Annotated in this window: 29 protein-coding genes; 13 read left to right on the top strand and 16 right to left on the bottom strand. The window is 61.6% G+C overall.

The window, feature by feature from the left end; translation table 11 throughout:
* Positions 1-96: 96 nt before the first annotated feature.
* The 3 genes from GGU46_RS22390 to GGU46_RS00455 form a co-directional block, all read right to left on the bottom strand.
* The gene (locus GGU46_RS22390) at positions 97-1,668 is read right to left on the bottom strand and encodes an OmpA family protein (RefSeq protein ID WP_183401637.1); all 1,572 of its coding nucleotides are present in this window, start codon (positions 1,666-1,668) and stop codon (positions 97-99) included.
* A gap of 170 nt (positions 1,669-1,838) precedes the next feature.
* Entirely contained in the window at positions 1,839-2,171 is a 333-nt protein-coding gene (locus GGU46_RS00450; RefSeq protein WP_183401638.1) for a chaperone modulator CbpM, read from the bottom strand.
* A gap of 36 nt (positions 2,172-2,207) precedes the next feature.
* Positions 2,208-3,128 carry a DnaJ C-terminal domain-containing protein gene (locus tag GGU46_RS00455; RefSeq protein WP_183402538.1) on the bottom strand — a complete coding sequence of 307 codons (921 nt, stop codon included), beginning with the start codon at positions 3,126-3,128 and terminating at the stop codon, positions 2,208-2,210.
* Positions 3,129-3,314: 186 nt separating this feature from the next.
* Here GGU46_RS00455 and GGU46_RS00460 point away from each other — a divergent pair, with 186 nt between their 5' ends.
* Positions 3,315-3,731 carry a DUF6799 domain-containing protein gene (locus tag GGU46_RS00460; RefSeq protein WP_183401639.1) on the top strand — a complete coding sequence of 139 codons (417 nt, stop codon included), beginning with the start codon at positions 3,315-3,317 and terminating at the stop codon, positions 3,729-3,731.
* 75 nt (positions 3,732-3,806) lie between these two features.
* On the opposite strand, the gene GGU46_RS00465 is transcribed toward GGU46_RS00460, so the two are convergent.
* Genes GGU46_RS00465 through GGU46_RS00475 form a run of 3 tightly spaced genes read right to left on the bottom strand, consistent with a single transcriptional unit; the run spans position 3,807 to position 5,265 of the window.
* Positions 3,807-4,007, bottom strand: coding sequence for a hypothetical protein (locus GGU46_RS00465; protein ID WP_183401640.1), 201 nt, complete (start codon positions 4,005-4,007; stop codon positions 3,807-3,809).
* Positions 4,008-4,035: 28 nt separating this feature from the next.
* The gene (locus GGU46_RS00470; protein ID WP_183401641.1) at positions 4,036-4,428 is read right to left on the bottom strand and encodes a septal ring lytic transglycosylase RlpA family protein; all 393 of its coding nucleotides are present in this window, start codon (positions 4,426-4,428) and stop codon (positions 4,036-4,038) included.
* 12 nt (positions 4,429-4,440) lie between these two features.
* Positions 4,441-5,265 carry a glycoside hydrolase family 25 protein gene (locus GGU46_RS00475; RefSeq protein WP_183401642.1) on the bottom strand — a complete coding sequence of 275 codons (825 nt, stop codon included), beginning with the start codon at positions 5,263-5,265 and terminating at the stop codon, positions 4,441-4,443.
* A 122-nt stretch (positions 5,266-5,387) separates the two neighbouring features.
* On the opposite strand from GGU46_RS00475, the gene GGU46_RS00480 reads away from it, so the two are divergent.
* Complete coding sequence (locus tag GGU46_RS00480) at positions 5,388-5,660, top strand: VF530 family protein (protein WP_183401643.1); 273 nt, start codon at positions 5,388-5,390, stop codon at positions 5,658-5,660.
* 139 nt (positions 5,661-5,799) lie between these two features.
* Positions 5,800-6,123, top strand: a complete 324-nt coding sequence (locus GGU46_RS00485; RefSeq protein WP_183401644.1) for a hypothetical protein — start codon at positions 5,800-5,802, stop codon at positions 6,121-6,123.
* 95 nt (positions 6,124-6,218) lie between these two features.
* Here GGU46_RS00485 and GGU46_RS00490 read toward each other — a convergent pair whose 3' ends face one another.
* The 3 genes from GGU46_RS00490 to GGU46_RS00500 all read right to left on the bottom strand — a co-directional run bounded on the left by GGU46_RS00490 (position 6,219) and on the right by GGU46_RS00500 (position 8,565).
* Positions 6,219-6,602, bottom strand: coding sequence for an Hsp20/alpha crystallin family protein (locus tag GGU46_RS00490; RefSeq protein ID WP_183401645.1), 384 nt, complete (start codon positions 6,600-6,602; stop codon positions 6,219-6,221).
* Positions 6,603-6,800: 198 nt separating this feature from the next.
* Positions 6,801-7,898, bottom strand: a complete 1,098-nt coding sequence (locus GGU46_RS00495; protein WP_183401646.1) for an acyltransferase family protein — start codon at positions 7,896-7,898, stop codon at positions 6,801-6,803.
* A gap of 94 nt (positions 7,899-7,992) precedes the next feature.
* Entirely contained in the window at positions 7,993-8,565 is a 573-nt protein-coding gene (locus GGU46_RS00500) for a GNAT family N-acetyltransferase (RefSeq protein WP_183401647.1), read from the bottom strand.
* 80 nt (positions 8,566-8,645) lie between these two features.
* On the opposite strand from GGU46_RS00500, the gene GGU46_RS00505 reads away from it, so the two are divergent.
* Entirely contained in the window at positions 8,646-9,101 is a 456-nt protein-coding gene (locus GGU46_RS00505; protein WP_184093934.1) for a hypothetical protein, read from the top strand.
* A gap of 14 nt (positions 9,102-9,115) precedes the next feature.
* On the opposite strand, the gene GGU46_RS00510 is transcribed toward GGU46_RS00505, so the two are convergent.
* From GGU46_RS00510 to GGU46_RS00525, 4 genes are all read right to left on the bottom strand, one after another.
* Positions 9,116-9,367: an acyl carrier protein gene (locus tag GGU46_RS00510; RefSeq protein WP_183401649.1), complete on the bottom strand. Its 252-nt coding sequence runs from the start codon at positions 9,365-9,367 to the stop codon at positions 9,116-9,118.
* Positions 9,368-9,421: 54 nt separating this feature from the next.
* Positions 9,422-10,012, bottom strand: a complete 591-nt coding sequence (locus tag GGU46_RS00515) for an efflux RND transporter periplasmic adaptor subunit (RefSeq protein ID WP_183401650.1) — start codon at positions 10,010-10,012, stop codon at positions 9,422-9,424.
* 146 nt (positions 10,013-10,158) lie between these two features.
* On the bottom strand, positions 10,159-10,608 hold the full coding sequence (locus GGU46_RS00520; RefSeq protein ID WP_183401651.1) for an Rrf2 family transcriptional regulator: 450 nt from the start codon (positions 10,606-10,608) through the stop codon (positions 10,159-10,161).
* A 182-nt stretch (positions 10,609-10,790) separates the two neighbouring features.
* Positions 10,791-11,645, bottom strand: coding sequence for a pirin family protein (locus GGU46_RS00525; RefSeq protein WP_183401652.1), 855 nt, complete (start codon positions 11,643-11,645; stop codon positions 10,791-10,793).
* Positions 11,646-11,865: 220 nt separating this feature from the next.
* Here GGU46_RS00525 and GGU46_RS00530 point away from each other — a divergent pair, with 220 nt between their 5' ends.
* The gene (locus GGU46_RS00530) at positions 11,866-12,939 is read left to right on the top strand and encodes an NADH:flavin oxidoreductase/NADH oxidase (protein ID WP_183401653.1); all 1,074 of its coding nucleotides are present in this window, start codon (positions 11,866-11,868) and stop codon (positions 12,937-12,939) included.
* A 264-nt stretch (positions 12,940-13,203) separates the two neighbouring features.
* Here GGU46_RS00530 and GGU46_RS00535 read toward each other — a convergent pair whose 3' ends face one another.
* A complete protein-coding gene (locus GGU46_RS00535; protein ID WP_184093932.1) occupies positions 13,204-13,686 on the bottom strand; it encodes a pentapeptide repeat-containing protein in 483 nt (160 codons plus the stop codon).
* Between the two features lie 266 nt (positions 13,687-13,952).
* Here GGU46_RS00535 and GGU46_RS00540 point away from each other — a divergent pair, with 266 nt between their 5' ends.
* From GGU46_RS00540 to GGU46_RS00575, 8 genes are all read left to right on the top strand, one after another.
* On the top strand, positions 13,953-16,067 hold the full coding sequence (locus GGU46_RS00540) for a M13 family metallopeptidase (RefSeq protein WP_183401655.1): 2,115 nt from the start codon (positions 13,953-13,955) through the stop codon (positions 16,065-16,067).
* A gap of 166 nt (positions 16,068-16,233) precedes the next feature.
* Positions 16,234-18,375: a M13 family metallopeptidase gene (locus GGU46_RS00545; protein ID WP_183401656.1), complete on the top strand. Its 2,142-nt coding sequence runs from the start codon at positions 16,234-16,236 to the stop codon at positions 18,373-18,375.
* Positions 18,376-18,469: 94 nt separating this feature from the next.
* Positions 18,470-20,599: a M13 family metallopeptidase gene (locus GGU46_RS00550; RefSeq protein WP_183401657.1), complete on the top strand. Its 2,130-nt coding sequence runs from the start codon at positions 18,470-18,472 to the stop codon at positions 20,597-20,599.
* A gap of 137 nt (positions 20,600-20,736) precedes the next feature.
* On the top strand, positions 20,737-21,102 hold the full coding sequence (locus GGU46_RS00555) for a BlaI/MecI/CopY family transcriptional regulator (RefSeq protein ID WP_183401658.1): 366 nt from the start codon (positions 20,737-20,739) through the stop codon (positions 21,100-21,102).
* Positions 21,099-22,508 (top strand): M56 family metallopeptidase, encoded by a 1,410-nt coding sequence (locus GGU46_RS00560; protein WP_183401659.1) that lies wholly within the window; start codon positions 21,099-21,101, stop codon positions 22,506-22,508. The genes GGU46_RS00555 and GGU46_RS00560 overlap by 4 nt, the downstream gene beginning before the upstream one ends.
* A gap of 111 nt (positions 22,509-22,619) precedes the next feature.
* A complete protein-coding gene (locus tag GGU46_RS00565) occupies positions 22,620-22,994 on the top strand; it encodes a hypothetical protein (RefSeq protein WP_183401660.1) in 375 nt (124 codons plus the stop codon).
* 115 nt (positions 22,995-23,109) lie between these two features.
* Positions 23,110-23,523 (top strand): hypothetical protein, encoded by a 414-nt coding sequence (locus GGU46_RS00570; protein WP_183401661.1) that lies wholly within the window; start codon positions 23,110-23,112, stop codon positions 23,521-23,523.
* Positions 23,524-23,896: 373 nt separating this feature from the next.
* Positions 23,897-24,205 (top strand): hypothetical protein, encoded by a 309-nt coding sequence (locus tag GGU46_RS00575; RefSeq protein ID WP_183401662.1) that lies wholly within the window; start codon positions 23,897-23,899, stop codon positions 24,203-24,205.
* 131 nt (positions 24,206-24,336) lie between these two features.
* On the opposite strand, the gene GGU46_RS00580 is transcribed toward GGU46_RS00575, so the two are convergent.
* Entirely contained in the window at positions 24,337-25,635 is a 1,299-nt protein-coding gene (locus GGU46_RS00580) for a TPM domain-containing protein (RefSeq protein WP_183401663.1), read from the bottom strand.
* Positions 25,636-25,801: 166 nt separating this feature from the next.
* A complete protein-coding gene (locus tag GGU46_RS00585) occupies positions 25,802-26,422 on the bottom strand; it encodes an Hsp20/alpha crystallin family protein (protein ID WP_183401664.1) in 621 nt (206 codons plus the stop codon).
* Between the last annotated feature and the right edge of the window lie 70 nt (positions 26,423-26,492).

Here is a 26,492-nt window from a genome sequence, read left to right on the forward strand (position 1 = left end):
AAGCCAGGCGGCAGCGGGCCGCAGACTTAATTCAACCTTCATAAAAAAGCGGCCCGCTCAACTGAGCGGGCCGCTTTTCTTACCAGTTGCCGGAAACTACTTCCGACGCGGAGCAGCTTTCTTGACCGGAGCCTTTTTGGCCGGAGCGGCTGCTTTCACGGGAGCAGCCGGGATTTCCGGAGCCGGGCCATACTTGGTTTCGGCGGGGTTCGGGTCGCCGGGCAGGTACACGTCAAACTCTACGCGGCGGTTAAGGGCGCGGCCGGCTTCCGTGGTGTTCGGGGCAATGGGCTTGCTTTCGCCGTAGCCGTGCGACACAATGCGGTCGGCGGGGATGCCTTTGCGCAGCATGTAGGCGCGGGCCGAAGCAGCGCGCTCATCCGAGAGGCGCAGGTTGTAGGCATCGTCGCCTTTGTTGTCGGCGTGGGCCGAGATGCCCAGGAAGTAATCCGGGTAATCGTTCAGGATTTGCACCAGCCCATCGAGGGTTGGGAACGAAATCGGCTTCAGGGTTGCCTTGTTGAACTCGAACTGGATGTACTTAGTGGCTTCCTGGAGGCGCTTTTTCTCTTCTACCTTCATCTCAGGGCAGCCTTTGTTCGAGGCCGGACCGGGGCGCTGCGGGCAGCGGTCCTGGTAGTCGGGTACACCGTCGCCGTCAGTATCTACGGGGCAGCCGTTGGCATCTACTTTCACGCCGCCGGGCGTGTCGGGGCACTTATCGTTCTGGTCAATTACACCGTCGTTATCCGAGTCGGGGCAGCCCTGCAGCTCGGCTTTGCCGGGCGTGTCGGGGCATTTGTCGTCCCCGTCGCGCACACCGTCACCGTCCCGGTCGGGGCAGCCTTCCAGCGCGGCCAGGCCCTTCTCGGTGGGGCACTTGTCCTGGTAATCCGGCACCCCGTCGCCGTCGCCATCCAGCGGGCAGCCGTTGGCATCCACGGCTACGCCGGCCGGCGTGCCAGGGCACTTGTCTTTGCGGTCCGAAACCCCGTCGTTGTCTTCGTCTTTCGCTTTACCCAGGGCCACGTTCAGGCCCACGGTGTGCTGCAGAAACTTGTCGTCCCAGGAGTTATCGTCGCGAGTGGGGTCGCCGTCGAGGTTGGCGTTCAGGGGAATATGCTGGCCAGTCTGCACAAACAGGTGTACCGCTTCACCGAGCCGGAAATCAAGGCCCGCCGCCCCAAACAGGTCGAAGTAGCTCTTGTCCTGGTCGGTGTTGGTGGTTTGGTTGTTGCGGAAAACAGTGCCCTCACGGCTGGTGTAGGTCCAGCCCGGAGCAGCCAGCAGGTAGGGCCGCAGGAACGATTCTTCCTTGAGCAGCTTGAATTTCAGGCCCAGGTTCACGTTCACCACGTTGGTAGCGAAGTTGCTGCCGAAGTACGGAGCACCCGCCGGGGCATTTTTCTTGAACTCCACGTAGTTGCCGCTCAGCTGCAGATCAAGGCCTTTGCTGAGGTACTGGCTGATGGTGATGCCGGGCGCGTACTTATTCTCGCTCCAGTTCCAGTAGTCGGAGCCAAAGTTGCCTTTGTACTGCATGGCACTTACGTTGATGCCAATGGCCGTTTTGCGGTCGGCCGTTTGAGCGTGCGAAGCCAGTGGCGCCAGAGCCCAGGCCGTAAGCCCAAGCGTCAGTGCCTTGGATAGGGGGATGCGTGGAGGCATATGAAGGAGTGGAAAATGGTGGCGGAAATACCAGCCTGCAAGACCAGACTGGGCCTTTATACCTGGCTGGGCCGGAAAAGTTGCCCGGCGTCGTCCAACCCTACCCCCGAATTCTGCAAGCGCTGGCTTGCCTCAGGCTGTCGTTAAAGCCAATGGCAGCAGGGGCGGCCTTACCGCAAGTCAAGGTCAATTACGGGGCCTGAGCCGTGCAGAAAGGCCTCCAGCTGCCGCACCCGCGCCCGTTGCCGGGCTAGCTCCTGCTGCAGCTGCTCCAGGCGGTAGCGCATGGCCATCACCACCTCCAGGCTGTCCTTGCTCAGGCCTAACTCGTGGTGCAGGCGGGCCAGGCGGGCCAGGTGGTCGGGCTCGGCCTGCAGGTGGCCGGGCGCATTGGGGGCGGGGTGCAGCAGCCCCAGGTCCATAAATTCGCGCACATCGGCTTCGCTCAGGCCGTATTGGGTGGCGCATTCCCGGAAGGTGAGGATGATAAGTTGCGTTTCCATAGCAAAGACGCGGTTTTGGGTGCAAATGGGGCGCGGTTACTTGCGCAGCTCGGCCAGCTGCCGGAACAGGGCTTTTTCCTGCTCCGTCAGGTGCTGGGGCAGCGTTAGGGTCAGGCGCAGGTACAGGTCGCCGAACTGCCCGGGCTGCCGGTACACCGGAAAGCCCTTGCCCCGCAGGCGCAGACGGGTACCGTTCTGGGTTTCGGGCTTGATGGTGATTTTCACCGGTCCCGACAAGGTTTCTACTACCTGCTCACCCCCAAGCAAGGCTGTGTAGATGCTCACGGGCACGTCCATGGTCAAGTCGTGGCCGGCGCGGGAGTAGCGGGCATCGGGCTGAATGCGCAGGGTAATGTAGAGCGAGCCGCTGGGGCCGCCGTGGCGGCCGGGGCCGCCCTGGTCGCGCAGCCGGATGGTCTGGCCGTCCTCCACCCCCGGCTGAATGGTGAGGCGCAGGTTTTTGCCATTGACCGTGAGCGTGCGCGGTCCGCCCCGGTAGGCTTCCTCCAGCGTCAGCTCCAGCTCGGCCTGGTAGTCCTGCCCGGCCCGGGGCCGCGTACTACCCCCGGACCCGCCGCCCATGCCCCCGAACATGGAGCTAAAGAAATCGGAGAAGTCGGCGCCGCCAAACGGGTCGTTGCCGCTGCCGCCCCCGAAACCACCGCCCTGCGCGTACTGCGACCAATCGAAGCCCCCGCCCTGGCCGCCGCGCCCGCCGCCGGCCTGCTGGTAGCGCTGCCAGTCGGCGCCCAACTGGTCGTACTTCTGGCGCTTTTCGTCGTCGCTGAGCACTTCGTGGGCTTCGTTGATTTCCTTGAACTTGCGCTCGGCCTCCGCGTCGTTGGGGTTCACGTCGGGGTGGTACTGGCGGGCCAGGGTGCGGTAAGCCTTCTTGATCTGGTCTTTGGTGGCCGTCTTATCAAGGCCCAGAATCTGGTAGTAGTCTTTGTAGTCCACGGGGCGAGAGGGAAACAACAGAAGGAAAGCGCGGCGCGGGGCCGACAGCCATAATGCTCCCGGTAAAACGGACGTAAACCACGCGGGGTTACCCCCCGAAAACAGCCAAATATGGTCCGGTTTTCGTATAGAAAACCGGCGGCACCCGGCCAGGTTTTTCAGTAGTTACCTTACCCTCTACCCCTTATGAAACAGTCCTTCGCTTTCCTGTCTTTCCTGCTGCTGGCAGGAGTTACTACCCATAGCGCCCAGGCGCAAACCAAGCTGCCGCCGCGCAAGCCCGCCCAGCCCCGCCCCCGGGCTGCCGCTCCCGTTGGACTTACCCTGAAGGATGGCTTCGTGATGAAGGAAGGCAAAGTGATGATGACGCGCGACGCGCACACCGAAGCTCTTACTTCTGAAACGGCCCTGGTGAACGGCACCAAAATTGGGGCTGATGGCACCGTGACCATGGCCAACGGCACTACCACTACGCTTAAGGAAGGCGACTATATGTCCCTGACCGGCCGCCTGACCACCAGAGCCATGAAGGCGGAGCAGGACAGCCTGCTGCAGCTGTCTAGAAACGGCGGCAAGGTTAAAATGAAAAAGAAAATCAAGTAGGCTGCAAGCCGCATTCCAACCCGCGCGCTAACGGAAACGGGCCGCCCGGCACTGGCGCCGGGTGGCCCGTTTCCGTTAGCGCGCGGGTTGGGTATAGTCCTGAAAGATGAGAGCTACTTCCGCCTCGTCGCGGGCTTCCACAATCTCATCCATTACAAACTGAATTTCGGCTTCGGACCAGCCCTGGGTTTCGGCCGCTTTAACAAAGGCGCCGAGCTGCACGAAGCGGCTGGCTTCGGCCGGAATGGTCCACTGAACTTTCTTGCGGATACGCATGGCGGAAAGGGGGTAGGGAACGGAAGAACTACTTGGCTTTGCGGACAACTTTCAGCTCGACGGGCGCAACGCCGGCCTCCACAATGCCAATTTTACGGGCCGCTTTACGGGAAAGGTCGATGATGCGGCCTTTGGCGTGTGGCCCCCGGTCCGTGACCTTCACCCGCACCGAGCGGTGGTTGCGCGGATTAGTAACCCGCACGATGGTGCCAAACGGCAGCGTATTGTGGGCTGCCGTGCGCTTGCCCGGCCGGTACACGGCCCCGCTGGCCGTTTTGCGGCCGGCAAACTTATCGGCGTAGTACGAGGCCTTGCCCGACTGGGTAACGCCGCTGCCCGCACAGCCAGTGAACAGCAAGGGCAGTAGCAGCAGTAGTAGCCAGCGGCACGAGAAGCGCGGAAAGCAGAATGGAAACGGCATGGGTCTGAGCAGTTAGTTGGGTGCCTGCGAGCGGCGGGGCGGAATGCGCAGCGCCAGCAGGCGTTGAAAGTTGCCCTGAAATACGTTAAAGTCCACGGTGCCGCGGATGCCGGGTACGTAGGCCTCATCAGAATGCTGCCAGATAATCCACTTCTCGCGGGGCAACGACGGTTGCGCTACCTCGTAGTGTGCCAGCCACAGCGGGTACTTATCGAAGTGGCCGGCCAGGTGGCGCTTATAGAAGCTGTAGTTGGAATACAGAATGGGGCGCACGCCGTAGTGGCGCTCTACCAGCCGCAGCCAGGTAGCCACCCCGCGCCGCATCTGGGCCACGTCATGAAACTCAGCGTGCTCTACGTCCAGCACCGGGGGCAGGTCGCCGGGGGCCAGGGGCACGGTGCGGGTAAACAGGTTGGCCTGCGTGGCCCCGTCGTAGTTGGGCTGGAAGTAGTGGTAGGCGCCGCGGTAGATGCCGGCCGCCCGGGCGCCCCGCCAGTTGCGCTGAAAGCGGGCGTCGCGCAGGGTTACGCCTTCGGTGGCTTTAATAAAGGCAAACCGCACCTGGTGCTCCGCCACCTCGGGCCAGTTGATACGCCCCTGGTAAGCCGATACATCAATGCCGTGCACGGAATAACCCGCCAGCAAAGGCGTTTTTTCGCGGCCCGTGAGGCGGCCACTGATAAAAGAAGCGTAGGTGCGCCGGATGTAGCGGTTGAGCTGCCGCTGGTAGCGCCAGTAAAAGGCAAGGCTACCCAGCAGCACAACCGCGAGGGCCAGCAGAAGCGCCCGGCGCCAGACCAGACGAGAGCCAGAACGGGAACGGCGAGAAGCAGTCATAAAGGCAATGGCAGTTGCCAAAGGTAACGCCCGGCCCCGGCTCCGTGGTGTCTTTCCGGAAGGAATAAGCCCAAAAGACGCCCGTTTTTTCGCATTTTTACCAACCCAAGCTACCCCTACCCATGCCCGATCTGCCTAACCTACCCGATGCCCGCGACGAATCCGGCCGCCTCATTCGTGAGCTGCATGGCGTTACCCTGGCCCAGATTCTGGAGTACCTGGTAGCGGCTTACGGCTGGCCCGAGCTGGACCGCCGCATCCGGATCAATTGCTTTGCCGTGAACCCCAGCCTCAAATCGAGCCTCACGTTTCTGCGCCGCACGCCCTGGGCACGGGCCAAAGTAGAGGAACTCTACATCCGGACCCGCACGGCGGAAGTGCTGGGCAAGAGGTGAATGGGTAAATGAGTGAGATGGTGAGTTTGATGCCCAATTCAGGGCGCGAAACATCAGCTTACGGTACTCATCCCTTCGGCCCTATTGACATACCCTCCATAAAAACTCACCATCTCACCAACTCACTAGCGCACCACCTATGGCCGATGTATCGCAAAAATCCGGGCCGTTGGCCCTGCTGGCTGGTGGGGCACTGTTTGTGTTGTTTGAAGTGGTAGCCTACCAAGTGCTCCGGTTCGCTACCTCGGGCCTGGGCATGAGCAACCAGATGCAGCCCGAGAACACCATAGTCAGCAACTGGGTGAAAACGGTGGTGTTTCTGCTGCTACACCTGACTTTGGTGGTGGTAGCCGTGCTGGTGCTCAGCAACCGCCTGCCCCGCCGCCACCGCGGCCAGCTGATGGGCTGGTTTTACCTGTCGCTGCTCACAGGCTTTGGGCTGCTGTGGCCTCTGTTCGGGTAACCGGGCACAAAAAAGCCACTACCGAACCGGCAGTGGCGGGTGAAACCATCAGGAAGGCCGGTCGGTCCCGGCGTTATAGAGGCAGCTGCAGTAGGTTAGCGCTGCTTGATGTTGATTTCGCGAGGCTCGGTGGCGGCGTCGCGGTACGGAATGCGGATCTGCAGCTCCTGGCCCTCAAACACGGCATCGATGCGGCTCAGGTCGAGGGTAGCAGGCAGGTTGAGGGTGCGGCTGAACAGCGGAGCGGCCAGCTTATCCTCGGGCGTGTGTCGGAACTCGGCAAGTACCGTCAGCACGTTGTTGTTGAGCACTACGTGGAAGTTCTCTGGGCTTACCGACGGGGCTGCCACCCGCACTACCACGCCTTTCTCCCGCTTGTCAATCCACATCGTGGCCTGCGCAATACCTCCACCCAGCGTATTCAGCAGGTCGAGCTGCGGGACGATGTTGCGGATAAAATCCTTGCTGATAAGATTCATGGTCAGGTTCCTCTCTTGATGTGTACCAGGCTTATTTCAAATCCTGTACCAACCTCAGTGGGCCCCGATTGTTAAGGCAAAGTAGTCATAATGACCGTATTAGTCCAGATTTTGCTGCACGCGTAGTGTCAGGTTGACCGAAAGAAATCGGTTTTCAACCCTTGTTGCTGCCAAAAAGCCATGTAGCCGCAGCGGCCGTTACTTTGCCGAAATAGGGGTAGCAGTGGGCGCATATCGTACGTGGCGCTTCAGGCGGTCCAGCGGGGCCTCAATGAAGCGCCAGGAAGCCGCACTGAGCAGAATCAGCAGGGGGGCCAGCACCAGCACAGTAGGTAAGGGAGCCAGCAAAAACTCGCGCCATTCGGAGCCAGCCGGGTATAGCTTGTACACCAGGCGCTGCCAGAATACTGGCAGCAGCAAATGGTAGAGGTAGGTGCCGAAGCTGCGCTTGCCCAGCCAGAGCAGAACCGGGTGCAGCAGGCCTGCCCGCCGCGCCGCGGTGGGGTGGTGCAGCAGCCAGCCCAGGGTCAGGAAAGAGGCCATGGCCCCTACCGTCGGGAATACCATCAGCCAGGTAGCGCCGCCGTTGTGCCGGTGCAGCAGGGCCCACAGGGTCCACCACAGCGCCCAGGCCAGCAGGGCATTACGCCCGCGTACCCACCGCGCCAGCCCCTCCGATTTCTCGAAAAGCCGCAGCAGGGTTCCGGCCACAAATAAGTCAAGGGAAGAAGGCAGCAGCACCAGCACGAAGCCCGGGGTAACCAGCAGGCTCCAGCCCACCCGAAACGCCAGTCCGCCTACCCCAACCAGGAGTAGCCCCTGCCAGCGGCGGCCCACTACCGCCAGCAGCGCCGGCCAAAGCAGGTAGAACTGCTCGTCCACGGCCAGGGTCCAGAGGTGACCCAGACCTTCGCCCCAGCGTTGCAGGGAGTAGAACAGGTGGTTGGCGGCCGGCAGAAGAAACCAAACCGGGTAGTCCTGAATGGTAGCCAGGGGTAGTAACGCGCTCAGGGCCAGAGCACAATAGTAGGGAGGAATAATGCGCAGCAGGCGGCGCAGATAGAACGTGCCCAGCCGCTGCCCCCACGCCCCCGGCGCCCCCGGATACACCTGCTGCTTCCAGACGATGCCCGATATAAGGTAGCCGCTGAGCACAAAAAACATCTGGCGGCCCATTTCGCCCATCATAATGGGTGGGGCTACCCAGTGCTGCACCACCACCAGCCATACCGCAAGGGCACGCACCCCGTTCAGCTCGGGACGGTAAGCAAGCGGAGCGCCGGTAGGCGTGGACATACGATACGGGTTGGTTGCGGCCGCAAAAGTACCTTGCCTGTTCCGCACAATCAGCTGTGCCGGCAAAAACCCAGGCCGGCCTGTTGGCCGAGGGCTAGGCTGTGGTTGCCGGGGCCGATTTGTCAGCCGCTACCAGGTCGCGCACAAAGTGCAGCTGTCCTTCCGCGTCAGGGTCGGGGCCCGAAAGGCAGAAGCCGTTTTGCTCCAGAATGCGCCGGGAGGCCGTGTTAGCCGGCGTAGTACGGGCCGTAAGTTGGCGCACCAGGCCGGTATCGGCGGCGTGGCGGATCAGGCCGGCTACCAGCTCGGTGCCCAGGCCGCGGCCCCGCCAGTCATCGGCTATTGAAAAGCCTATTTCAACCGTTTCATCCTGGGGCGGGCCATGAAAGCCTCCAGCCCCAACCAGAGTATTTTTGGGCGTTTCAGGTCCGGCTTTCAGAATAGCGTACCAGCCGTACCAGCCCGCCGCGGTGCGGCCCCCGGCCGTGAGCTGCTCCAGAAAGTAGCGCATGGCGTCCTCATCGTACTGGCCCGGGGGCCAGTGCGCGGGCAGCTGGGCTCCTAGCAGAATAGGAAAGTAGTGCGGCTTGGTTAGTTCGGCCGTGAGCAAGGCGCGGCTGGCGGCAATCAGCGTGAGGCGGGAGGTATAGGCAATCAGCGGAATCATGGACGAGAATACGGGTTTGGTCGGAAAAAAGGCAAAATACAAGCTAGCATCTACCCCAATGCTTCCCCGAACCACTACCTTTGGTACTCGCTCTTGCCCCACCTTTCCTGATGCTGCCACCTGCCCCGGAGTACATTGAGGTTACCTACCGCTCTGATCTGGACGCGCTGCTGATTCGTTGGATGCGCAAGGTAACGCTGGACGAAATGTGCCAGGGCTACCTCCACCTGCTGGAGGTGGCCGCGCACCACCAGTGCCGCCACTGGCTGCTCGATGCCCGCCGGCGCTTCAACACCGACCGGGAAGGCGCCCAGTGGATGGTTGCCACCTTCCTGCCTACCCTGCACGGGCGGCTGGGCGGCCGTACCTACCTGGCCTACCTGCTGGTGCCCGTGATAATGCGCGACGCCGAAGCCGATGCCGCGTTTCCACCTGCCAGCTTCTTTCAGGACAAGCCGTATTTATCGGAGCGGTTTATTGATGAGCGCGCCGCCATTGAGTGGCTGCAGCAGGCCCGGCACCAACAGCTGGCCTAGCACCATACCCAGACTTAGCTTGCCGGCTCACTGAGGTGCTCCTCTACGCAGGTAAGCACGTCCTGCACGGTGCGTAGGCGCTCCAGCTCGGGGTCCGGAATTTCAATGTGAAAACGGTGCTCCAGGTTCATGACCAACTCCACCATGTCAATGGAGTCGAGCCCGACGTCTTCGTGCAGGCGGGAGGCCGGAGTGAGGTGCAAGGCCGGGTTGCGGTGCTTGCGGCGCAACATGCGCTCTACTTGGTAGCGAACAAGCTGTTCCATAGTCCGATACGGTAACAGAGAAAAACAGAAAACGAGAAGGAAGGGCAAGCGTGCTTACTCAACGCTGGAAAGCAGAAGGGTGGTATCGGCCAGGGGGCCGGCGAAAAGCTGGGCTACCGTGGCCTGGGCCGCCAAATAGTCGCCAACCTGCACCAGCCCGCCCGAAATGATGCCATCCGCGGGCGCCGTCACGAACACAAAGCTGAGCATGGGCACGGCGCGGGCCAACAGTTGGCGGGTATCCTGCAGTTGCTGGCGGGCGGCAGCCAGGGCGGGGTTGTCCGGAGTGGGATGGGTAGCCAGCAGGGCATCGTAGGCTAGCTGCTGCTGCTGCAGGCGGGCTTTCAGCTGCTGCTGGGTTACGCTGGGCAGTTTCTCCACCAGCTTCAGCAGTAACTGGCCTTTGCTTACGCGCTGACCGTCGTGGAAATACACTTCCCACACCCGGCCCGCGTATTCCGTCCGGACGGGTTGGCCTTTGCTGGCGGGGGTAGCGGTAGGGCGCGGAAGGGTTGGGGTGAAGTGGGAGGTAGGAACAAGGGGCAGCGTTACGCCCGACTCATCCGTTGGGGTAAGCCAGAGAGGAAGCAGAAAGCTCCCCAGGGCAACGAGAAGCACTAGCCCCACGCCAAGTAACTTTTTCATGTGATGCATACCGGCTTACCCGGCAACCCGAACGCCACGCTGGCAGCATCCGGCAAAAGTGGCCGCCGACCCGAAAATCAGACGGAAAGCAGTGAAAAACAGATAGTAACCAGTTTGGTTACATTTCCTGGTAAATAAAAAAGCCATTAGCCGGCAGCGCCGGGGCAGGCACCGGGCAGGCGCTTGGCTAGCTCCTGCATTACCTGGGCCACCGTAATGCCGGCCAGGGCGGCCCGCATGGCCTCAATAGCCGGCCCGAACATATCTTCCAGCGTAGCCTGCATTACCCCACCCAGGTCACACTGGGCGTTGGGGTTGGTGCTGCCCACCTGAAAAATATCGGGGTCCGACTCGCGCATGGCCCGGAACACATCCAGCAGCGTAATGTCGGCGGGCGGGCGGGCCAGAATGGTGCCGCCGCCGGCCCCGCGCTGGCTTTGCACCAGGCCGGCCTCGCGCAGGCTGCTCATCAGGCGGCGAACTACCACCGGGTGTGTGCCCACGCTGCTGGCCAGTACCTCCGACGACACCGGCTGGCCCTGGGCGTGCGCCAGGTAGGCCAGAATGTGCGTCGCGACGGCGAAGCGAGTGTTCATGTAGAATTAGTAACAGATTTGGTTACAAATGTACGAAACAGAAAGGTTGTGCACAATCTTTTTGCTGGCGGCGGGCAGCAGGACGTGGAAGGGTCGGGCATGGACAGAGGGCGCTGCCTGGAGTCAACTCTCAATAGCCGACGGTTTACCGGCCTGATTACCTTATTCGAAAGCGTATTTTTTTATTCTTTCCAGCGGCCAAAGGTGCCGGCTTGGTAGTCCTGGTAGGCCTGCCGGATTTCCTGCTCGGTGTTCATCACGAAGGGGCCGTAGGACACAATGGGCTCCCGGAAAGGCCGGGCGTGGCCCAGCAGCAGCACGGCGTCTTCCGGGGCTTCGAGGTGCAGCTCGTCGCCGTCGTAGTTGAATTCCACTAGCCGGCGGGCTTCCGTGTCCTGGCCGTTCACGCGCAGGCGGCCCAGCACAGTGTAGAAAAAGAGGGTGCGCTCGGCGGGAATAGTCAGGCTGAGCTTGCCGCCCGCCCGGAAGTTGAGGGTTGCCAGCTGAATATCCGTGAGGGGCGTAACGGCCCCGGCTGTACCAGCCCAGCTGCCCGATACGGCGTGCAGCACCACCCGGGCTTCATCCAGCGCCACGGCCGGAATTTCCGACTCCTGCAACCCAATGTAGCGCGGCTCCACCAGCTTATCCTTGGCCGGCAGGTTTACCCAGAGCTGCAGAATTTCCAGCGGCCCGCCGGTGCGCTTGAACTCCGGCGAGGAAACCTCGGCGTGAATCAGGCCCCTACCCGCCGTCATCCACTGAATGCCGCCCGGCCCGATAATGCTCTGGTGCCCGCCGGTGTCCTGGTGCATAATGTCGCCGGCCAGAATAAACGTCACCGTCTCGAAGCCCCGGTGGGGGTGGGGGCCGAAGGGCAGGCCCTGGTTGTGGGGTTGGTACACCTGCGGGCCGTGGTGGTTCAGAAACAGAAATGGGTCGAGGTGCTCCACCGAGCTGGTGGGCAGGGCCCGGTAGGTAACCAGGTCGGCAATGGGCGCGCTCTGGGCGCGGTGCTGAGCTTTGATGGTGCGCATGGGGTAGGCGGAGAGGGCAGGGTTGGGGTGAAGCGCCGGCCAGCTTGCCGCCAGCGCCAGATGCATACCAACTGCCGGCTCGAATGGTTTTCGACTTCCGCTTTCCGGGTCTTGCCGCCTACCCCCGCGCATCGGCGCAAACCGCCACGGTAAAAACCCTGGGGCCCGGCCCGCGGTTTATCTGGCTTCCGTTCCGACTTTACTTCGACGCTTTTCTAGAATGGCCCAGCTTTTCACGCCGCTCACCCTGCGCGGCCTCACCTTGAAAAACCGCATCGTCATCTCGCCCATGTGCCAGTACAGCGCCCAGGATGGCTTCAGCAACGACTGGCACCTGGTGCACCTGGGAGCCCGGGCCGTGGGCGGGGCGGCGCTTATCCTGCTGGAAGCCACCGCCGTAGTGCCCGAGGGCCGCATCACCCCCGACGACCTGGGCATCTGGCAGGATGAGCACCTGCCCGGCCTGCGCCGCATCGTGGACTTCCTGAAAAGCGAAAATTGCGTGGCCGGTATTCAGCTGGCCCACGCCGGCCGCAAAGCCAGCCACAGCAGCCCCTGGAAAGGCGGTGCGGTAGTGCCCGAGGCGGAAGGGGGCTGGCAAACGGTAGCCCCCAGCCCCTTGCCCTTCACCCCCGACGAGCCCGCCCCGCGCGAGCTAAGCCTTGCCGATATTCAGGGGGTAGTAGAGGCGTTCCGGGTGGGTACGCGCCGGGCCTTGTCGGTTGGCTTTGAGGTGATTGAGCTGCACGCGGCCCACGGCTACCTGCTCCACCAGTTCCTCTCGCCCCTGAGCAACCAGCGCACCGACCAGTACGGCGGCTCCTTCGAAAACCGCATCCGGCTGCTGCTGGAGGTAGTGGAAGCCACCCGCGCCGAGATGCCCGACCACCTGCCCCTGCTGGTGCGCATTTCCGCCACCGACTGGACCGAGGGCGGCTGGACCGCCGAAGACTCCGTGCAGCTGGCCGCCATCCTGAAAGACTGGGGCGTGGACTTGCTCGACTGCTCCACCGGCGGCAACGTGCCCCGCGCCGACATTCCTGTGGGCCCTGGCTACCAGGTGCAGTTCGCCGAGCAAATCAAGCGCGAAACCGGCCTGCCCACCGGCGCTGTGGGCATGATTACCGAAGCCCAGCAAGCCGAAGACATCATTGCCACCAACCAGGCCGACCTAATCCTACTGGCCCGCGAGTCCCTCCGCGACCCTCACTTCCCGTTGCACGCTGCTTATGAGCTGGGTATTGATATAGAATGGCCCGAGCAGTATGAGCGCGCCAAGCCGCGCCGGCGGTAATTAAGGTTCGCAAGATGTTGCAGGGTAGGGAGGGTGTGCTCTTCCTACCCCATCCCACTGCTTCCAGAAAAAGCTTGGTAGTAGTAAAGTGCTAGTCAGAAAGAGAAGAGCAATAACATCGAGAATTGTGCAATTATCAGAGGCGTCGAATAGCTCGCATTACGTTAATGACTATTTCCTCTAAAGATGCTGGCAGGATTAGCCTTGCTATTGCCTGTTAAAGTCCAGTTTTAGGTGAAGCATTACCCGCTTTGTTTAGTCCGCCTATTTGAGCGCCTTGTGAGCACCCACAGTTGCTGGCTCGAAGCCCCTCGGCCAGCGGGTATGGGCATCATATACCGCCCCTTGGAAGCTGGCTTCGTCTAGGGTCGCTCCCAGCAGACTGGCTCCCTGCAAGCGGGCTTCGGCGAAATTGGCCCCTGTCAGATTTGCACCATCTAAGACCGCGCCTTGCAGGTTCGCTCGGGAGAAATTGCAGTACTGAGCCTTACACCCTCGCAGCATGCAGGCCACCAAGGAAGCTTGAGCCAGATTGGCGGTGATTAGGTTGGCTTGGTAGAAGTTGCTGTAGTCAAATACAGCTTGGCTTAGAAAGGCACCGCGCAGATTCGCTTGGACTAAGGACGAATGAGGGGCCACAGCCTGTTCTAGGAGGGCGCGATGTAGCTCCTGATGATCGACGTTCATTCCTTCCAAGGTATCGGCCGGAATGTCAACAGTTTCGCCCGTCACACAGTAGATAGTCATAGTAAACAAGGTCGCTAAACTATGGCAAACTACTACCGTTGCGCTTGCCTGAGGCGCCCGAGAAATAAAACTATGTTAAGTAAACCGGTGCCAAACAATTTATGGCGCTGTGTTTCAATAATCAACAGCTTAGCGGCTAATAGAAGATAGGTTAGTTTGCCGTTTTAGTTGACATATAGCCGCCCCTTACACGACCAAACAACCCCACGCAACCTTCCTAGCCCAAGCTGCGACCTTAGCGGAAATCCTTTCCTCTAATTCGCTGAATGAAAAACCGTTCTGCCTCACCGCGCACCGGCGCCGCGGCCCTGCTGCTCACGCTGGCTGGCTGCGCTACCACCCAACCCACAACCACCGCCACTACTGCTACCCCCGCCGCTGCCGCTAACCCGGCTGCCGTGGCTTCCACTACCGGCGGGCGCAGCATCAACCCCCAGGACGTGGACCGCTCGGTGTCGCCCTGCGAGGATTTCTTTCAGTTTTCGGGTGGCAACTGGCTCAGGAACAACCCCGTGCCGGCCTACGCCTCCAGTTGGGGCCCGCGCAACCTGCTCGGCGACCGGACCCAGGCCACGCTCCGCCAGATTCTGGAAGAAGCCGCTGCCAATACTTCGGCCGCTAAAGGCTCCAACGCCCAGAAAGTCGGCGACTTCTACGCTTCGGGCATGGACTCCGTGGCCATTGAGCAGGCAGGCCTGAAATACCTGCAGCCGGAACTCAAGCGCATAGCTGCCATCAAAGACCTGAAGACTTTGCAAACGGAGCTGGCCCACCAGCAAACCCTGGGCACCGGTGCTTTCTTCCGAGCTGGGGTAGGGCCCGACCGCAAGCAGAGCACGGTGTACGCCGTGAACCTGAGCCAGGGCGGCCTGGGCATGCCCGACCGGGACTACTACCTCAAGGACGACCCGCGCTCCAAAGCCGTGCGCTCCGCCTACGTCACCTACATGACCAACACCTTTAAGTTGATGGGCGACCCGGAGGCCACGGCCGCCCAGAAAGCCGCCACCGTGGTGCGCGTAGAAACCCGCCTGGCCAAGGCCAGCAAGGACCGTGTGGCCCTGCGCGACCCCAACTCGACCTACAACAAAATGACCCTGGCGGAGGCCAACAAGCAGTTCCCCAACATCGGCCTACCCGCCATGCTGGCCCAAAACGGCCTCGGTGCCGCCAAGGAAGTGATTGTGGGCCAGCCCGATTTCTTCCGGGAAGTCAGCGCCATGATGAAAGAGGAGCCGGTGGCTGACCTTAAAACCTACCTGACCTGGCAGCTCGTCAGCTCCCTACCCTCGGCCCTGCCCAAAGCCTACGCCGACGAGGCCTTCCGCTTCCAGCAGGTGCAGAGCGGGGCCAAGCAGCAGCCGGTGCGCTGGAAGCGCATGCAGTCGGCTACGGATGCTACCCTAGGCGAGGCGTTTGGGCAGCTTTACGTAGACAAGGCGTTTTCGCCGGAGGCCAAGCGCAAGGCCCTGGAGATGGTAGCCAACATCAAGGCCAGCATGGCCGAGCACATCCAGACCAACACCTGGATGAGCGACGCCACCAAAGCCGAAGCCCTCAAGAAACTCAACGCCCTGCGCGTGAAAATCGGCTACCCCGATAAGTGGAAGGACTACTCCGAGCTGAACATTTCGCGCGAGTCGTACCTGAAAAACGTGCTGGCTGCCCGGCAGTGGAATTACCGCCAGAACGTGAAGAAGTTCGGCGGGCCCATTGACCGCAACGAGTGGGGCATGACCCCGCCTACCATCAACGCCTACTACAACCCGCCGATGAATGAAATCGTGTTTCCGGCCGGGTACCTGCAGCCGCCTTTCTTTGACCCCGAGGCTGATGATGCCGTAAACTACGGCGCTATTGGCGGGGTGATGGGCCACGAAATGACCCATGGCTTCGACGACCAGGGCCGGCAGTACGACTCCGAAGGCAACCTGCGCGATTGGTGGACCAAGGCTGATGGCGAAGAGTTTACGCGCCGGGCCGCCGTAGTGGGCCGCCAGTACGACGCCTTTTCGCCCCTGGACTCGGTGCACGTGAACGGCAAGCTGACCATGGGCGAAAACCTGGCCGATTTCGCCGGCCTGACCATCGTGTACGGGGCCCTGCAAAAGCAGCTCGACAAAACCTACGGCAAAGGCAACCGCCCCCTGATTGATGGCTTCACGCCCGAGCAGCGCTTCTTCCTAAGCTGGGCCCAGCTGCGCCGCACCAACATCCGGCCGGCGGCTTTGCGCCAGCAAATCCTTACTGATCCTCACTCGCCCGGCCAGTACCGCACCATCGGCCCCCTCATGAACATGCCCGCTTTCTACCAGGCCTTTGGCTGCCAGCCCGGCCAGAAAATGGTGCGTCCTGATGCCGAGCGGGCCGTTATCTGGTAGGGGCGGGGCTTGCCCCCGCCCGTCGTCCGGTCCGCCCGAACGATACCGTGCAAGCACTGCAACGAGCCCGGACGGCGGGCGGGGGCAAGCCCCGCTCCCTACTACCGGACAAGGAAACTTTCTGGTTTCTTAACTTAGAACTCAACAATCTCACTCATCCTTCTCCATGACCTCCAAAAACTACCTGTTGCTCACCCTGGGCACGGCGGCGGGCCTGGCCCTCACGGGCTGCGCTTCCAGCACGCCCGCCGCCTCGGCTTCCTCTGCTGCCGACACCACCACTACGGCCACTGCCTCCACGGCGGCTACCCCCTCGCAGGCCCCGAAGGGCCCGGTAATGCCCGGCGTGGGCCTCGACCTCTCGGCCCGCGACCTGTCCGTGTCGCCCTGCGACAATTTCTTCCAGTACGCCTCGGGCACCTGGCTTAAGAACACGCCTATTCCGGCGGCCGAATCATCGTGGGGCTCCTGGAACACGCTGATTGACCAGAACAACGCCGTGCTGCGCAATATTCTGGAAACGGCCGCCGCCAACAAATCGGCCGCCAAGGGTAGCAACCTGCAGAAAGTGGGCGACTTCTACGCCTCGGCCATGGACACCGTGGCCATCGAGAAAGCCGGCCTGAAGTACCTGCAGCCGGAGCTGGCCCGCATCAACGGCGTGAAAGACCTGAAAGGCCTGCAGGCCCAGCTGGTGCGCCAACAGATGCTGCAAACCCGCTCGGTATTCGGCTTTGGCGTGCGCCAGGATTCCAAAAAGAGCACCGAGTACGCCCTCTACCTGGGCCAAGGCGGCCTTACCCTACCCGACCGGGACTACTACCTCAAGGACGACGCCCGCTCCAAAACCATCCGCTCGGCCTACACGACCTACCTGACCAACATGTTCAAGATGTTGGGTGATAATGAGGCTACCGCTGCCAAGAACGCCGCCACCGTGCTGCGTCTGGAAACCCGCCTCGCTAAAGCCAGCAAAGACCGCGTAGCCCTGCGCGACCGGTATGCCAACTACAACAAAATGACCGTAGCCGAGGCCAACCAGCAATTCCCGAACCTGGGACTGGCCGCCATGCTGCCGCAGGTAGGGCTGGGCTCGGCCAAGGAGATTATCGTGGGGCAGCCCGAGTTCATGAAGGAAGCCAGCACGGCCCTGCAGCAAGAGCCCCTGGCCGACTGGAAAACCTACATGCGCGCCCACCTGGTGAACTCCGTGGCCTCGGCCCTACCCAAAGCCTACGTGGATGAGTCGTTCCGTTTCCAGCAGGTAATGAGCGGCGCCAAGCAGCAGCAGCCCCGCTGGAAGCGCATGCTCCGCGCCACCGACGGTACCCTGGGCGAGGCCTTCGGGCAGATCTACGTGGAAAAGGCCTTCACGCCCGAGACCAAGCAGAAAGCCCTGGAAATGGTGGCCAACATCAAGGAAGCCATGGGGGAGCACATCCAGGCCCTGGAGTGGATGAGCCCGGCTACCAAAACCGAGGCCATGAAGAAGCTCAACTCCTTCACGGTAAAAATCGGCTACCCCGATAAGTGGAAGGACTACTCGGCCCTGAATATCTCGCGCGAGTCGTACCTGAAAAACGTGCTGGCCGCCCGCGAGTGGGAGTACAAAGACAACCTCAGCAAGTTTGGTAAGCCCATTGACCGCGGCGAATGGGGCATGACCCCGCCCACGGTGAATGCCTACTACAACTCGTCGATGAACGAAATTGTGTTCCCGGCCGGCATCATGCAGCCCCCGTTCTTCGACCCCAAAGCTGATGACGCGGTAAACTACGGCGGCATGGGCGCGGTCATTGGCCACGAAATCACCCACGGTTTCGACGATCAGGGCCGGCAGTCGGACGCCGAGGGCAACCTGCGCGACTGGTGGACCAAGGAGGACGCTGCCGAATTCACGAAGCGCGCCGGCCTCGTGGGCGCTCAGTACTCCGCTTTCCAGCCCCTGGACTCCGTGTTCGTGAATGGTAAGCTGACCATGGGCGAAAACCTGGCCGACTTCGGTGGTACCGCTCTGGCCTACTCGGCCCTGCAGAAGCAGATCAGGAAGCAGTACCCCAACGGCAACGTGCCCCAGTACGACGGCCTGACGCCCGAGCAGCGCTTCTTCCTGGCCTGGGCCCAGATCTGGCGTACCAGCGCCCGCCCCGAGTACATCCGTCAGCAGGTGCTCACGGACCCGCACTCCCCGGCTCAGTACCGCACCAACGGCCCCCTGATGAACATGCCCGAGTTCTATGAGGCCTTCGGCTGCAAGCAGGACGCCAAGATGGTGCGCGCCGAGAACGTACGCGCCCGCATCTGGTAGTGAGTAGTAAAAGGCTGTAATTAAGTAGATTGAAAAGCGGGTTGCCCAGGTAGCTCGCTTTTCTCTTTTTCACCTTCTCGTATTTCTTTCCATCATGAAAAAAACCAGTACGCTGGCGCTGGCCGCGCTGTCCGTTGCGAGTCTGGCCGCCACTAGCTGCAGCTCATCGAAGCCGGCCGCTACGGCCGCCACCGCCACCACTTCCGACGCGGCCGTAACCGCCCCTACCCCCGCCAAACCCGAAGAACCCAGCGTACCGGGGGTAGGGCTGGCCGTAGCCAACATCGACCGTTCCGTTTCGCCCTGCGACGACTTTTTCCATTTCGCCAGCGGCACCTGGCTCAAGAACACGGCCATTCCGGCCAGCGAGGTGCGGTGGGGGAGCTTCCAGCAGCTCGCCGACCAGAACAATGCCGTGAGCCGGCAGATTCTGGAGGAAGCCGCCGCCAACCGCAACGCCCCCAAGGGCAGCAACCTGCAGAAAGTAGGCGACTATTACGCCTCCGCCATGGACTCCGCGACCATTGAGCGCGCCGGCATCACGCCCCTGAAGCCGGAGCTGGCGCGCATTGCCGCCGCCAAAGACCTGAAAAGCCTGCAGGCCGTGGTGGCCCGCCAGCAGACCCTGGGCACGGGGGCCTTCTTCCGGGCCGGCGTGAGCCCCGACCGCAAGCAAAGCACCGTGTACGCCGTGAACCTGAGCCAGGGCGGCCTGGGCATGCCCGACCGGGATTACTACCTCAAGGATGACGCCCGTTCCAAAACGGTGCGCTCGGCCTACGTGGCCTACATGACCAACACGTTCAAGCTCATGGGCGACTCGGAGGCCACGGCGACCCGGAAGGCGGCGGCTGTGCTGGCCCTCGAAACGCGCCTGGCCAAGGCCAGCAAGAGCCGCGTGGAGCTGCGCGACCCTTACGCCAACTATAACAAGATGACGGTGGCCGAGGCCGATAAGCAGTTCCCCAACCTGGGGCTGCCCGCCTTGCTGGCTCAAAACAAGCTCGGTGCGGCCAAGGAAGTGATTGTGGGGCAGCCGGCTTTCTTCCAGGAAGTCAGTACCTTGATGAAGCAGGAGCCCCTGGCCAACCTCAAAAGCTACCTCGACTGGCAGCTGGTCAGCTCGGTTAGCTCCGCGCTGCCCAAGGCCTATGCCGATGAGGCCTTCCGCTTCCAGCAAACCCTGACGGGGGCCAAGCAGCAGCAGCCCCGCTGGAAACGCATGCTGGGCGCCACTGATCAGGCCCTGGGGCAGGCCTTCGGGCAGCTGTACGTGGACAAAACCTTCACGCCGGAAACCAAGCAGAAGGCCATGGAAATGGTCAACAACATCAAAGCCAGCATGGCCGAGCACATTCAGCAGCTGGACTGGATGAGCACCGCCACCAAGCAGGAAGCCCTCAAGAAGCTGAATGCCTTCACCGTCAAAATTGGCTACCCCGATAAATGGAAGGACTACTCGGCCCTGACCATCACCCGCGAATCGTACCTGAAAAATGTGCTGGCCGCCCGGCAGTGGGCCTACAACGACAACGTAAGCAAATACGGCAAGCCCATTGACCGCACGGAGTGGCGCTTTACGCCGCCCACGGTGAATGCCTCTTACAACCCGTCGATGAACGACATCACCTTCCCGGCGGGCATCATGCAGCCCCCGTTCTTCGACCCCAAAGCTGATGACGCGGTAAACTACGGCGGCATGGGCGCCGTTATCGGCCATGAAATCACCCACGGCTTCGATGACCAGGGCCGCCAATCGGACGCCGAGGGCAACCTGCGCGACTGGTGGACCAAGGAGGACGCCGAAAAGTTTACCCAGCGCGCCGACATGGTGGGCAAGCAATACTCCGCTTTCCAGCCCCTGGACTCCGTGTTCGTGAATGGTAAGCTGACCATGGGTGAGAATCTGGCCGACTTCGGCGGGCTGAGCGTGGCCTACAGCGCCCTGCAAAAGCAGCTGCAGCAGAAATACGGCAACGGCCCCCGGCCCAAGTACGACGGCTTCACGCCGGAGCAGCGCTTCTTCCTGGCCTGGGCCCAGATCTGGCGCACCAACGCCCGCCCGGAATACCTGCGCCAGCAGGTGCTCACGGACCCGCACTCCCCGGCTCAGTACCGCACCAACGGCCCCCTGATGAACATGCCCGAGTTCTACGAAGCTTTCGGCTGCAAAGAGGACGCCAGGATGGTGCGCGCCCAGAACCTGCGTGCCCGCGTCTGGTAGCCTTGCGTTAAACCAATCAAAAAGCCCGTCTGCACGTCGCAGGCGGGCTTTTTTGCGCTTTACCGAAAATAATCTGCGGAATACTATATCTAATTACGAAATATTCGTAGTATTACGAAAAGATAGTAATTGTTGATATGGAACGACTTACCCAACCTGAAGAAGAAGCCATGCGCGGCTTCTGGCACCTGAACGGCGCTTTTATTAAGGAGGTGCTGGAGCTGCTGCCCGAGCCCCGCCCGCCCTACACCACCCTGGCCTCCACGGTGCGCAACCTGGAGCGCAAGGGCTACCTGCGCGGCGAAAAGCTGGGCAACACCTTCCGCTTCATGCCCCTGATTCCGGCCGAGGACTACCGCAAGCGCTTCCTGGGCACCTTCGTGGGCGACTACTTCCGCAACTCCTATAAAGAGCTGGTTTCCTTTTTTGCCAAGGAGCAGAAAATCAGCGCCGAGGAGCTAAAGGAGATTGTGCGCATGATTGAAAAAGGCGAGGACAAATGAGCACGCCTGAGCTGCTACCCTACCTGCTGAAGGTGAACGGAGCCCTGCTGCTGTTCTGCGCCGGGTACTACCTGCTGCTGCGCCGCCTGACCTTCTTCCGCCTGAACCGGGCCTTCCTGCTGGTGGTCCTGGTGTTTGCGCCGCTTTATCCGCTGCTGGATGTCAGCCAGTGGTTTGCCCGGAGCCAGTCCTTGCCGGTGCCGCTGCTGGAGCTGGCGCCCGCCTGGCAGGCACTGCCGGTAGGCGCGGCTACCGCGCCCGAGGCTATCAACTGGCTAGGCTTTGCCTACTGGACGGGGGTAGGGGTGTTGGCGGTGCGGTTTCTGCTGCAGCTGCTGTCCTTGTACCGCCTGCACCGCCGCTCCCGGTCCACGGAGTTTGAGGGGGTAGGGTTTCGGGCCGTGCCGGAGTTGGTGGCGCCCTTTGCCTTCTGGCAGACGGTGTATCTGAACCCCGCCCAGCATGGCCCCGACGAGCTGCCGGCCATTCTCTGCCACGAGCAGGTGCATGTGCGCGAGTGGCATACCGTGGATGTGCTGCTGGCCCAGCTGAGCCTGGTGTTCTACTGGTTTAACCCCGGCGTGTGGCTGCTACGCCAGGCCCTGCACGAAAACCTGGAGTTCCACACCGACTACCGGGTGCTGCAGTCCGGCCTGCTCGATTCCAAAGCCTACCAATACCGCCTGCTGCGCCAGAACGTGCAAAGTCAGGCTCATTCCAACGCCTTGGTCAGTCATTTCAACTTTCACCTGTTAAAAACCCGCATTGCCATGATGAACAAGCCCCGCACCGCCCCCTTGCAGGCCGCCCGCTACCTGCTGCTGCTACCCCTGGCCGCCGCACTAACGCTTTGGGGCTGCGAGAAGAAAGCCTATGTTCCGGAGCCCGTCAGTGTGAGCCAGAACCAAACCTCTGACGCTACTAAAGCAATGTATTTTCTGGATGGGGTCAGAACTACGTCTGCTGCTCTGGACCAACTCAACCCCACGAGCATAGCCAGCATGAACGTGCTGAAGGGCCGCAAGTTTATGCCCGGCTTCGATGAGCAAGCCTTCCGTAAAGACTTCGGTGACATTGGCGAGCAGGGCATCATTCTGATTGTCACCAAAGCAGGAGAAAACTCCGAAGCGTTACGGGCCTTCAATGAGAAGTACCATATCGTGTACAAAGAGCAAAGCCCTGAGGATAAGAAGATAACGATGCGTGTATCCAGTGGCAATGACCTGTCCACGGCTGACCTGCAGGGCCGCCTGCTGCTCATCAATGGCAAGGAGGCTACCCCCGGCGCAACAAAGCTGGCGGCCGGCAGCGTGCAGAGCGTGTATGTGCTAGACGCCGAAAAGGCTACCGCCAAGTACGGCGAGAAGGGCAAAAATGGCGCAGTAGTTATTACCACCAAACAATAGGCCGGCCGGTAGGTTATCAACGTGTTATTATTTACCGAAAAGCCCGGTTTCTGACGGAAGCCGGGCTTTCTGTTGCGCTTGCGGCACAAACTTTGCGCCCGGCAGCCCACTATGTCCCTTTACTCCTCCTTCCGCCAAACTGCCTTCGGAACCAGCCTGCTCTTGCTGCTGGGCCTGACTACCCCCACCGCCCAGGCCGAGCCAGAGCCGGCCGCTCCCGCCGGCCAGACGGATGGCCCCAGCCTGTATTTTCTGGACGGAGTGGCTTCGGACCAGAAAACCATTAATGCGCTGAACCGCCGCACCATTGCCTCCGTGAACGTGGTAAACGGGGAAGATGCGGTGCGCGTGTTCGGTCCCGAGGCCGCCGACGGCGTGATGATTGTGGTAACGAAGCGCAACGTAGGCTCGGCCGCCGTGGCGGAATTCAACCGCCGCTATAACATCCGGCCGGTGGAGGCGCCTGCTGCCCCCGCGAAATTATAGGGGCCTACCCCTGGCCAGAAGGCAACTGCTGCGGTTTAAGGCAACTCAACGCGTCGCGCTCAGGCTCCGTATTGGAACAACGTTTCTTGTTGGTTTGCCTTTCTGCTCTGACTGCATGACTTCCACTACCCTTGCCGATTTTCTGCACCTGACTTACCGCCCCGATCTGGGTATTGTAGCCGTTCGCTGGACGCGTCCCACGGCCTCGCACGAGTTGCGGACCGGCTACCAGGAGGTACTGCGCTACGCCACCGCTTGCGACCTGTGCCGCCGGTGGCTGATTGACTCCCGTCGGCGCCTGGAAGTAGATGCCCGCGACGTGCACTGGCTGACTACCGTGTTTTATCCCCTGCTGCGCCAGCACCTCGGCAACCAGGCCTACCTGGCGTTTCTGGTGGCTCCTCACCAGCTCAACGATGTGCACGACGATACCCTGCCTTCCCTGCCTTATACTCACGGCAACTACTGCTCCCTAAACCAGTTTACCGATGAGGGTGAAGCCGTCCGGTGGCTATGCTCACACGGGTAGCCAGCAAGCCGCTGAAGGTACGGCTCATCAGCCACGATGCTACACACAACAAGTGCGCGGCCATACGGCCGCGCACTTGTTGTGTGTAGGGGGTGCTAAGACCGTTGTTGCCCGCACCATGGTGGGGCTGAGGGGAGCATAGAGCGGCGGCAAGCAGGAGCTTGTCAGGGCTAATAAAAGCAGGTAAGTACATTGGTTTTATAAGAAAAGTTACATAAAATAAAGTTAATATTCGAAACACCGTCGGAATGATAGAATTATAATTTTGCCCAGATAAAATCTTTATATCAGGTTGTTAGGTGAATAATAAAAAGATTTACTCTATCTTAGGTGCCGATAGTAGGTAGTTTTCTTCCACTTCTTATTCTTTCTTATGTTCAAAACAATACTCTTGTTGTTTTTGGCCTTTCTGATGTTCCTGGAGCCGGAGGCGGTACAGGCTGAAACAGGAGGCAGCCCATTGGTTGGCACAGAAATGGTAGAAAGCACGCCCGTATTCCGGCGTACCTACAAGCGCGGCCGACCCAACTACAAACGCTACCGCGGCAACAGCCGGCACAAGATGAAAAAGCTGGGCCCCTTCCGCCGCTGGAAGCTCCGCCGCAAAGCCCAGAAGAAACGCAAGCAGCGCACCCCCAGCGTGCAGGTAGGAGCACCCACCCGCAGCATGCCCAAAAAATAGCAGCACCCCCTCAGGCAAAGAGCCGGTTTCCGCACGTCGCGGAAACCGGCTCTTTGCTTTTCAAGGCTACCTACCGCCGCCGGGGGTAGGGCCCGCAGGTGCGGAAGAATGACCCAAATGCCACAAGGGAGCTACCAGCTGCCGCTGTTGTCGTCGTCGCCATCAAACCCACCCCCGCCCGTGTCGTCCGACGACATATCATCGTAGGAGGAAGCATCGTCAGAGGAAAAGTAGTCGGGCTCATTCGCCGTGTAGTCCTCCGAGAAGTAGTCCGGGCCGGCCTCGTCCGGGGTGCCGGTGTTATCCAGGGCCGGGAAGCCGCCGGATGCCGCCCCGGCGCCGCCTATGGCTCCGGCGGCAGCATCGTGGCCCAGGGAAGGAGGGAGAGTGTCCGGGTTCAGGACGCTGCTATCCGGCCGGTCGTGGCCCTCAGCCATGCGGTTGCCCAGGTAAGCGCCCGCTGCGGCCGCCGCTCCGGTCATGAGCATGCCGCCCATGCCACTGCCCAGGCCGCCACCCCCGCCGCCGAAGCCGCTGTTGCGGTTGGGCAGAAAATCGGGGGCGCCGCCGGGTTGGTTAGCGTGTGGCCCGTAGTTGCCGGCCGGGGCGTTGGGTTGGCGGGGCAGGAAATCGGGGGCCGGAGCAGTGCCGGCACCATAGGTGCCGGGGGCGCTGGGTGCGGCCGGGCCACGCCGCCGGAATAGCTTTGATACCAGCCAGATGCCCCCACCTATTACCACCACGCCCAGTACCAGCGTACCAATGCCAAAGCCCGAAGTAGCCGGCTCAGGCGCGGCAGCGGGCGTCATCATGGGGTCGGGGGTAGCGGCACTGGCGGGCAGCTCGTTGCTGAGGCCGCTGCTGGGGGCGGTGCCCAAATCGTTGGGGGAGGAAGAGGGGGTAGCAGCGGCGGCTGGCTGGTTCTGGCGCGGGTCGGAGCTGGGGTTGGCGGCCAGCATCAGGGTGTTGAGGCCGGTGCGCAGGCCGGCAAAGTAGCGGCCCTGCTTGAAGCTGGGCGTCATCTGCTCCCGAATTACCCGCTGGGTCAGCTCGGGCGTAATGCGGTCCTGCAGGCCCGAGCCGGCCTGAATGGTTACCTGCCGGTCCTGGGCACTCAGCAGTACCACCAGCCCGTTGTTTTTGTCGCGCTGCCCAATGCCCCAGGCCGTGCCCAGGGCCCGGGCATACTCGGCGGCGCTGCGCCCACCCAAGGAAGGCACCGTTACCACCACCATCTGGGTACCGGTTTCATCGGCGTAGCGGCGCAGGCCGCTCTCGAGGGTTTTGGCGTTGGCAGGGGGTAGGAGCTGGGCCTGGTCGTTGAGGAACTGGAACGGCGAGGGCCGGGGCGGCAGCTCCTGGGCCGTGCCCGTGGCCGACCAGCCCAGGCCCACCACGAAAAGCCACAGAAAAAGAAGAAGGCGGTGCATAATGTCGGGGAGTTAGGGTGAAGGAAATACAGCCTTCTTGTACGTTCGGGGGCCTGAAGTGGCTATGGTTCAGTAAATGGGGAGCTTCGCGTGAAAATCCGGCTAACGCAGCAAGGCCGGCCCCACGGGGCCGGCCTTGCGTTTGATGCTCCATCAGTGAGGCAACTCAGGAACCTACCCCGGAGCTTTGGGGGCGGTTTCTCATTTCCTCAGTGGGGTCAGTGGAGGCTGCGGTTTCGTCCGACAGATGCCCGTTACCGGTGTGGCCGCCCAACTGCACCGCTACATCGGTGGCCTGCTGGCCCACGCGCTCCGATATCTGGCCGGGTCTGTTATTCTGGCCCTGGCCGCCGCGCACCTCAATCTGGTGGCGCATGGTTTTCTTCTCGTCCTTGGGTACGCTTACGTGCAGAATGCCGTCCTCGAAGTGGGCCTCAATGCCGCTGGCCTCCACCGTATCGGGCAGCTGGAAGGCGCGGTGGAACGAGCCGAAGGAGCTTTCCACCATGTGGTAGCGCCGCTCGCTCTGTTCCTGGCGGAAGTGCCGCTCGCCCGAAATAGTCAGGCGGCCCTGGTGGAAATCCACTCTGATGTCTTCGCGCTTCAGGCCGGGTAGGGCAGCTTCTATCTCGTAGCTTTTCTCGGTTTCGTAGGCATCAACGTGGGGCGAGAAGCTGTTCACCCGCCCCCGGGAGGCCAGCGAGTCGTTGAAAAACCGGTCGAGCATGGTGCTGAAGCTGGACGAGGCCAGGTCGGAAAATGAATCCTGATACTTCTGAATAGCCATGGTTATGTGCCGTTTTAACGTGAAACATCGCTGAAAACGGCATTTTATACGACTTGCCAAATCAGAGGTT

Source organism: Hymenobacter latericoloratus, from assembly GCF_014199535.1.
In the GTDB taxonomy this organism is placed as follows: domain Bacteria; phylum Bacteroidota; class Bacteroidia; order Cytophagales; family Hymenobacteraceae; genus Hymenobacter; species Hymenobacter latericoloratus.

Bases quoted from the DNA above. Each gene is read 5' to 3' on its own strand.
- GGU46_RS00515 (WP_183401650.1), bottom strand. From the start codon at position 10,012: ATGAAAAAGTTACTTGGCGTGGGGCTAGTGCTTCTCGTTGCCCTGGGG.
- GGU46_RS00510 (WP_183401649.1), bottom strand. From the start codon at position 9,367: ATGGAACAGCTTGTTCGCTACCAAGTAGAGCGCATGTTGCGCCGCAAG.
- GGU46_RS00580 (WP_183401663.1), bottom strand. From the start codon at position 25,635: ATGCACCGCCTTCTTCTTTTTCTGTGGCTTTTCGTGGTGGGCCTGGGC.
- GGU46_RS22390 (WP_183401637.1), bottom strand. From the start codon at position 1,668: ATGCCTCCACGCATCCCCCTATCCAAGGCACTGACGCTTGGGCTTACG.
- GGU46_RS00490 (WP_183401645.1), bottom strand. From the start codon at position 6,602: ATGAATCTTATCAGCAAGGATTTTATCCGCAACATCGTCCCGCAGCTC.
- GGU46_RS00475 (WP_183401642.1), bottom strand. From the start codon at position 5,265: ATGACTGCTTCTCGCCGTTCCCGTTCTGGCTCTCGTCTGGTCTGGCGC.
- GGU46_RS00530 (WP_183401653.1), top strand. From the start codon at position 11,866: ATGGCCCAGCTTTTCACGCCGCTCACCCTGCGCGGCCTCACCTTGAAA.
- GGU46_RS00555 (WP_183401658.1), top strand. From the start codon at position 20,737: ATGGAACGACTTACCCAACCTGAAGAAGAAGCCATGCGCGGCTTCTGG.
- GGU46_RS00470 (WP_183401641.1), bottom strand. From the start codon at position 4,428: ATGCCGTTTCCATTCTGCTTTCCGCGCTTCTCGTGCCGCTGGCTACTA.
- GGU46_RS00500 (WP_183401647.1), bottom strand. From the start codon at position 8,565: ATGATTCCGCTGATTGCCTATACCTCCCGCCTCACGCTGATTGCCGCC.
- GGU46_RS00575 (WP_183401662.1), top strand. From the start codon at position 23,897: ATGTTCAAAACAATACTCTTGTTGTTTTTGGCCTTTCTGATGTTCCTG.
- GGU46_RS00520 (WP_183401651.1), bottom strand. From the start codon at position 10,608: ATGAACACTCGCTTCGCCGTCGCGACGCACATTCTGGCCTACCTGGCG.
- GGU46_RS00565 (WP_183401660.1), top strand. From the start codon at position 22,620: ATGTCCCTTTACTCCTCCTTCCGCCAAACTGCCTTCGGAACCAGCCTG.
- GGU46_RS00550 (WP_183401657.1), top strand. From the start codon at position 18,470: ATGAAAAAAACCAGTACGCTGGCGCTGGCCGCGCTGTCCGTTGCGAGT.
- GGU46_RS00585 (WP_183401664.1), bottom strand. From the start codon at position 26,422: ATGGCTATTCAGAAGTATCAGGATTCATTTTCCGACCTGGCCTCGTCC.
- GGU46_RS00450 (WP_183401638.1), bottom strand. From the start codon at position 2,171: ATGGAAACGCAACTTATCATCCTCACCTTCCGGGAATGCGCCACCCAA.
- GGU46_RS00545 (WP_183401656.1), top strand. From the start codon at position 16,234: ATGACCTCCAAAAACTACCTGTTGCTCACCCTGGGCACGGCGGCGGGC.
- GGU46_RS00525 (WP_183401652.1), bottom strand. From the start codon at position 11,645: ATGCGCACCATCAAAGCTCAGCACCGCGCCCAGAGCGCGCCCATTGCC.
- GGU46_RS00535 (WP_184093932.1), bottom strand. From the start codon at position 13,686: ATGACTATCTACTGTGTGACGGGCGAAACTGTTGACATTCCGGCCGAT.
- GGU46_RS00570 (WP_183401661.1), top strand. From the start codon at position 23,110: ATGACTTCCACTACCCTTGCCGATTTTCTGCACCTGACTTACCGCCCC.
- GGU46_RS00560 (WP_183401659.1), top strand. From the start codon at position 21,099: ATGAGCACGCCTGAGCTGCTACCCTACCTGCTGAAGGTGAACGGAGCC.
- GGU46_RS00480 (WP_183401643.1), top strand. From the start codon at position 5,388: ATGCCCGATCTGCCTAACCTACCCGATGCCCGCGACGAATCCGGCCGC.
- GGU46_RS00540 (WP_183401655.1), top strand. From the start codon at position 13,953: ATGAAAAACCGTTCTGCCTCACCGCGCACCGGCGCCGCGGCCCTGCTG.
- GGU46_RS00465 (WP_183401640.1), bottom strand. From the start codon at position 4,007: ATGCGTATCCGCAAGAAAGTTCAGTGGACCATTCCGGCCGAAGCCAGC.
- GGU46_RS00485 (WP_183401644.1), top strand. From the start codon at position 5,800: ATGGCCGATGTATCGCAAAAATCCGGGCCGTTGGCCCTGCTGGCTGGT.
- GGU46_RS00495 (WP_183401646.1), bottom strand. From the start codon at position 7,898: ATGTCCACGCCTACCGGCGCTCCGCTTGCTTACCGTCCCGAGCTGAAC.
- GGU46_RS00460 (WP_183401639.1), top strand. From the start codon at position 3,315: ATGAAACAGTCCTTCGCTTTCCTGTCTTTCCTGCTGCTGGCAGGAGTT.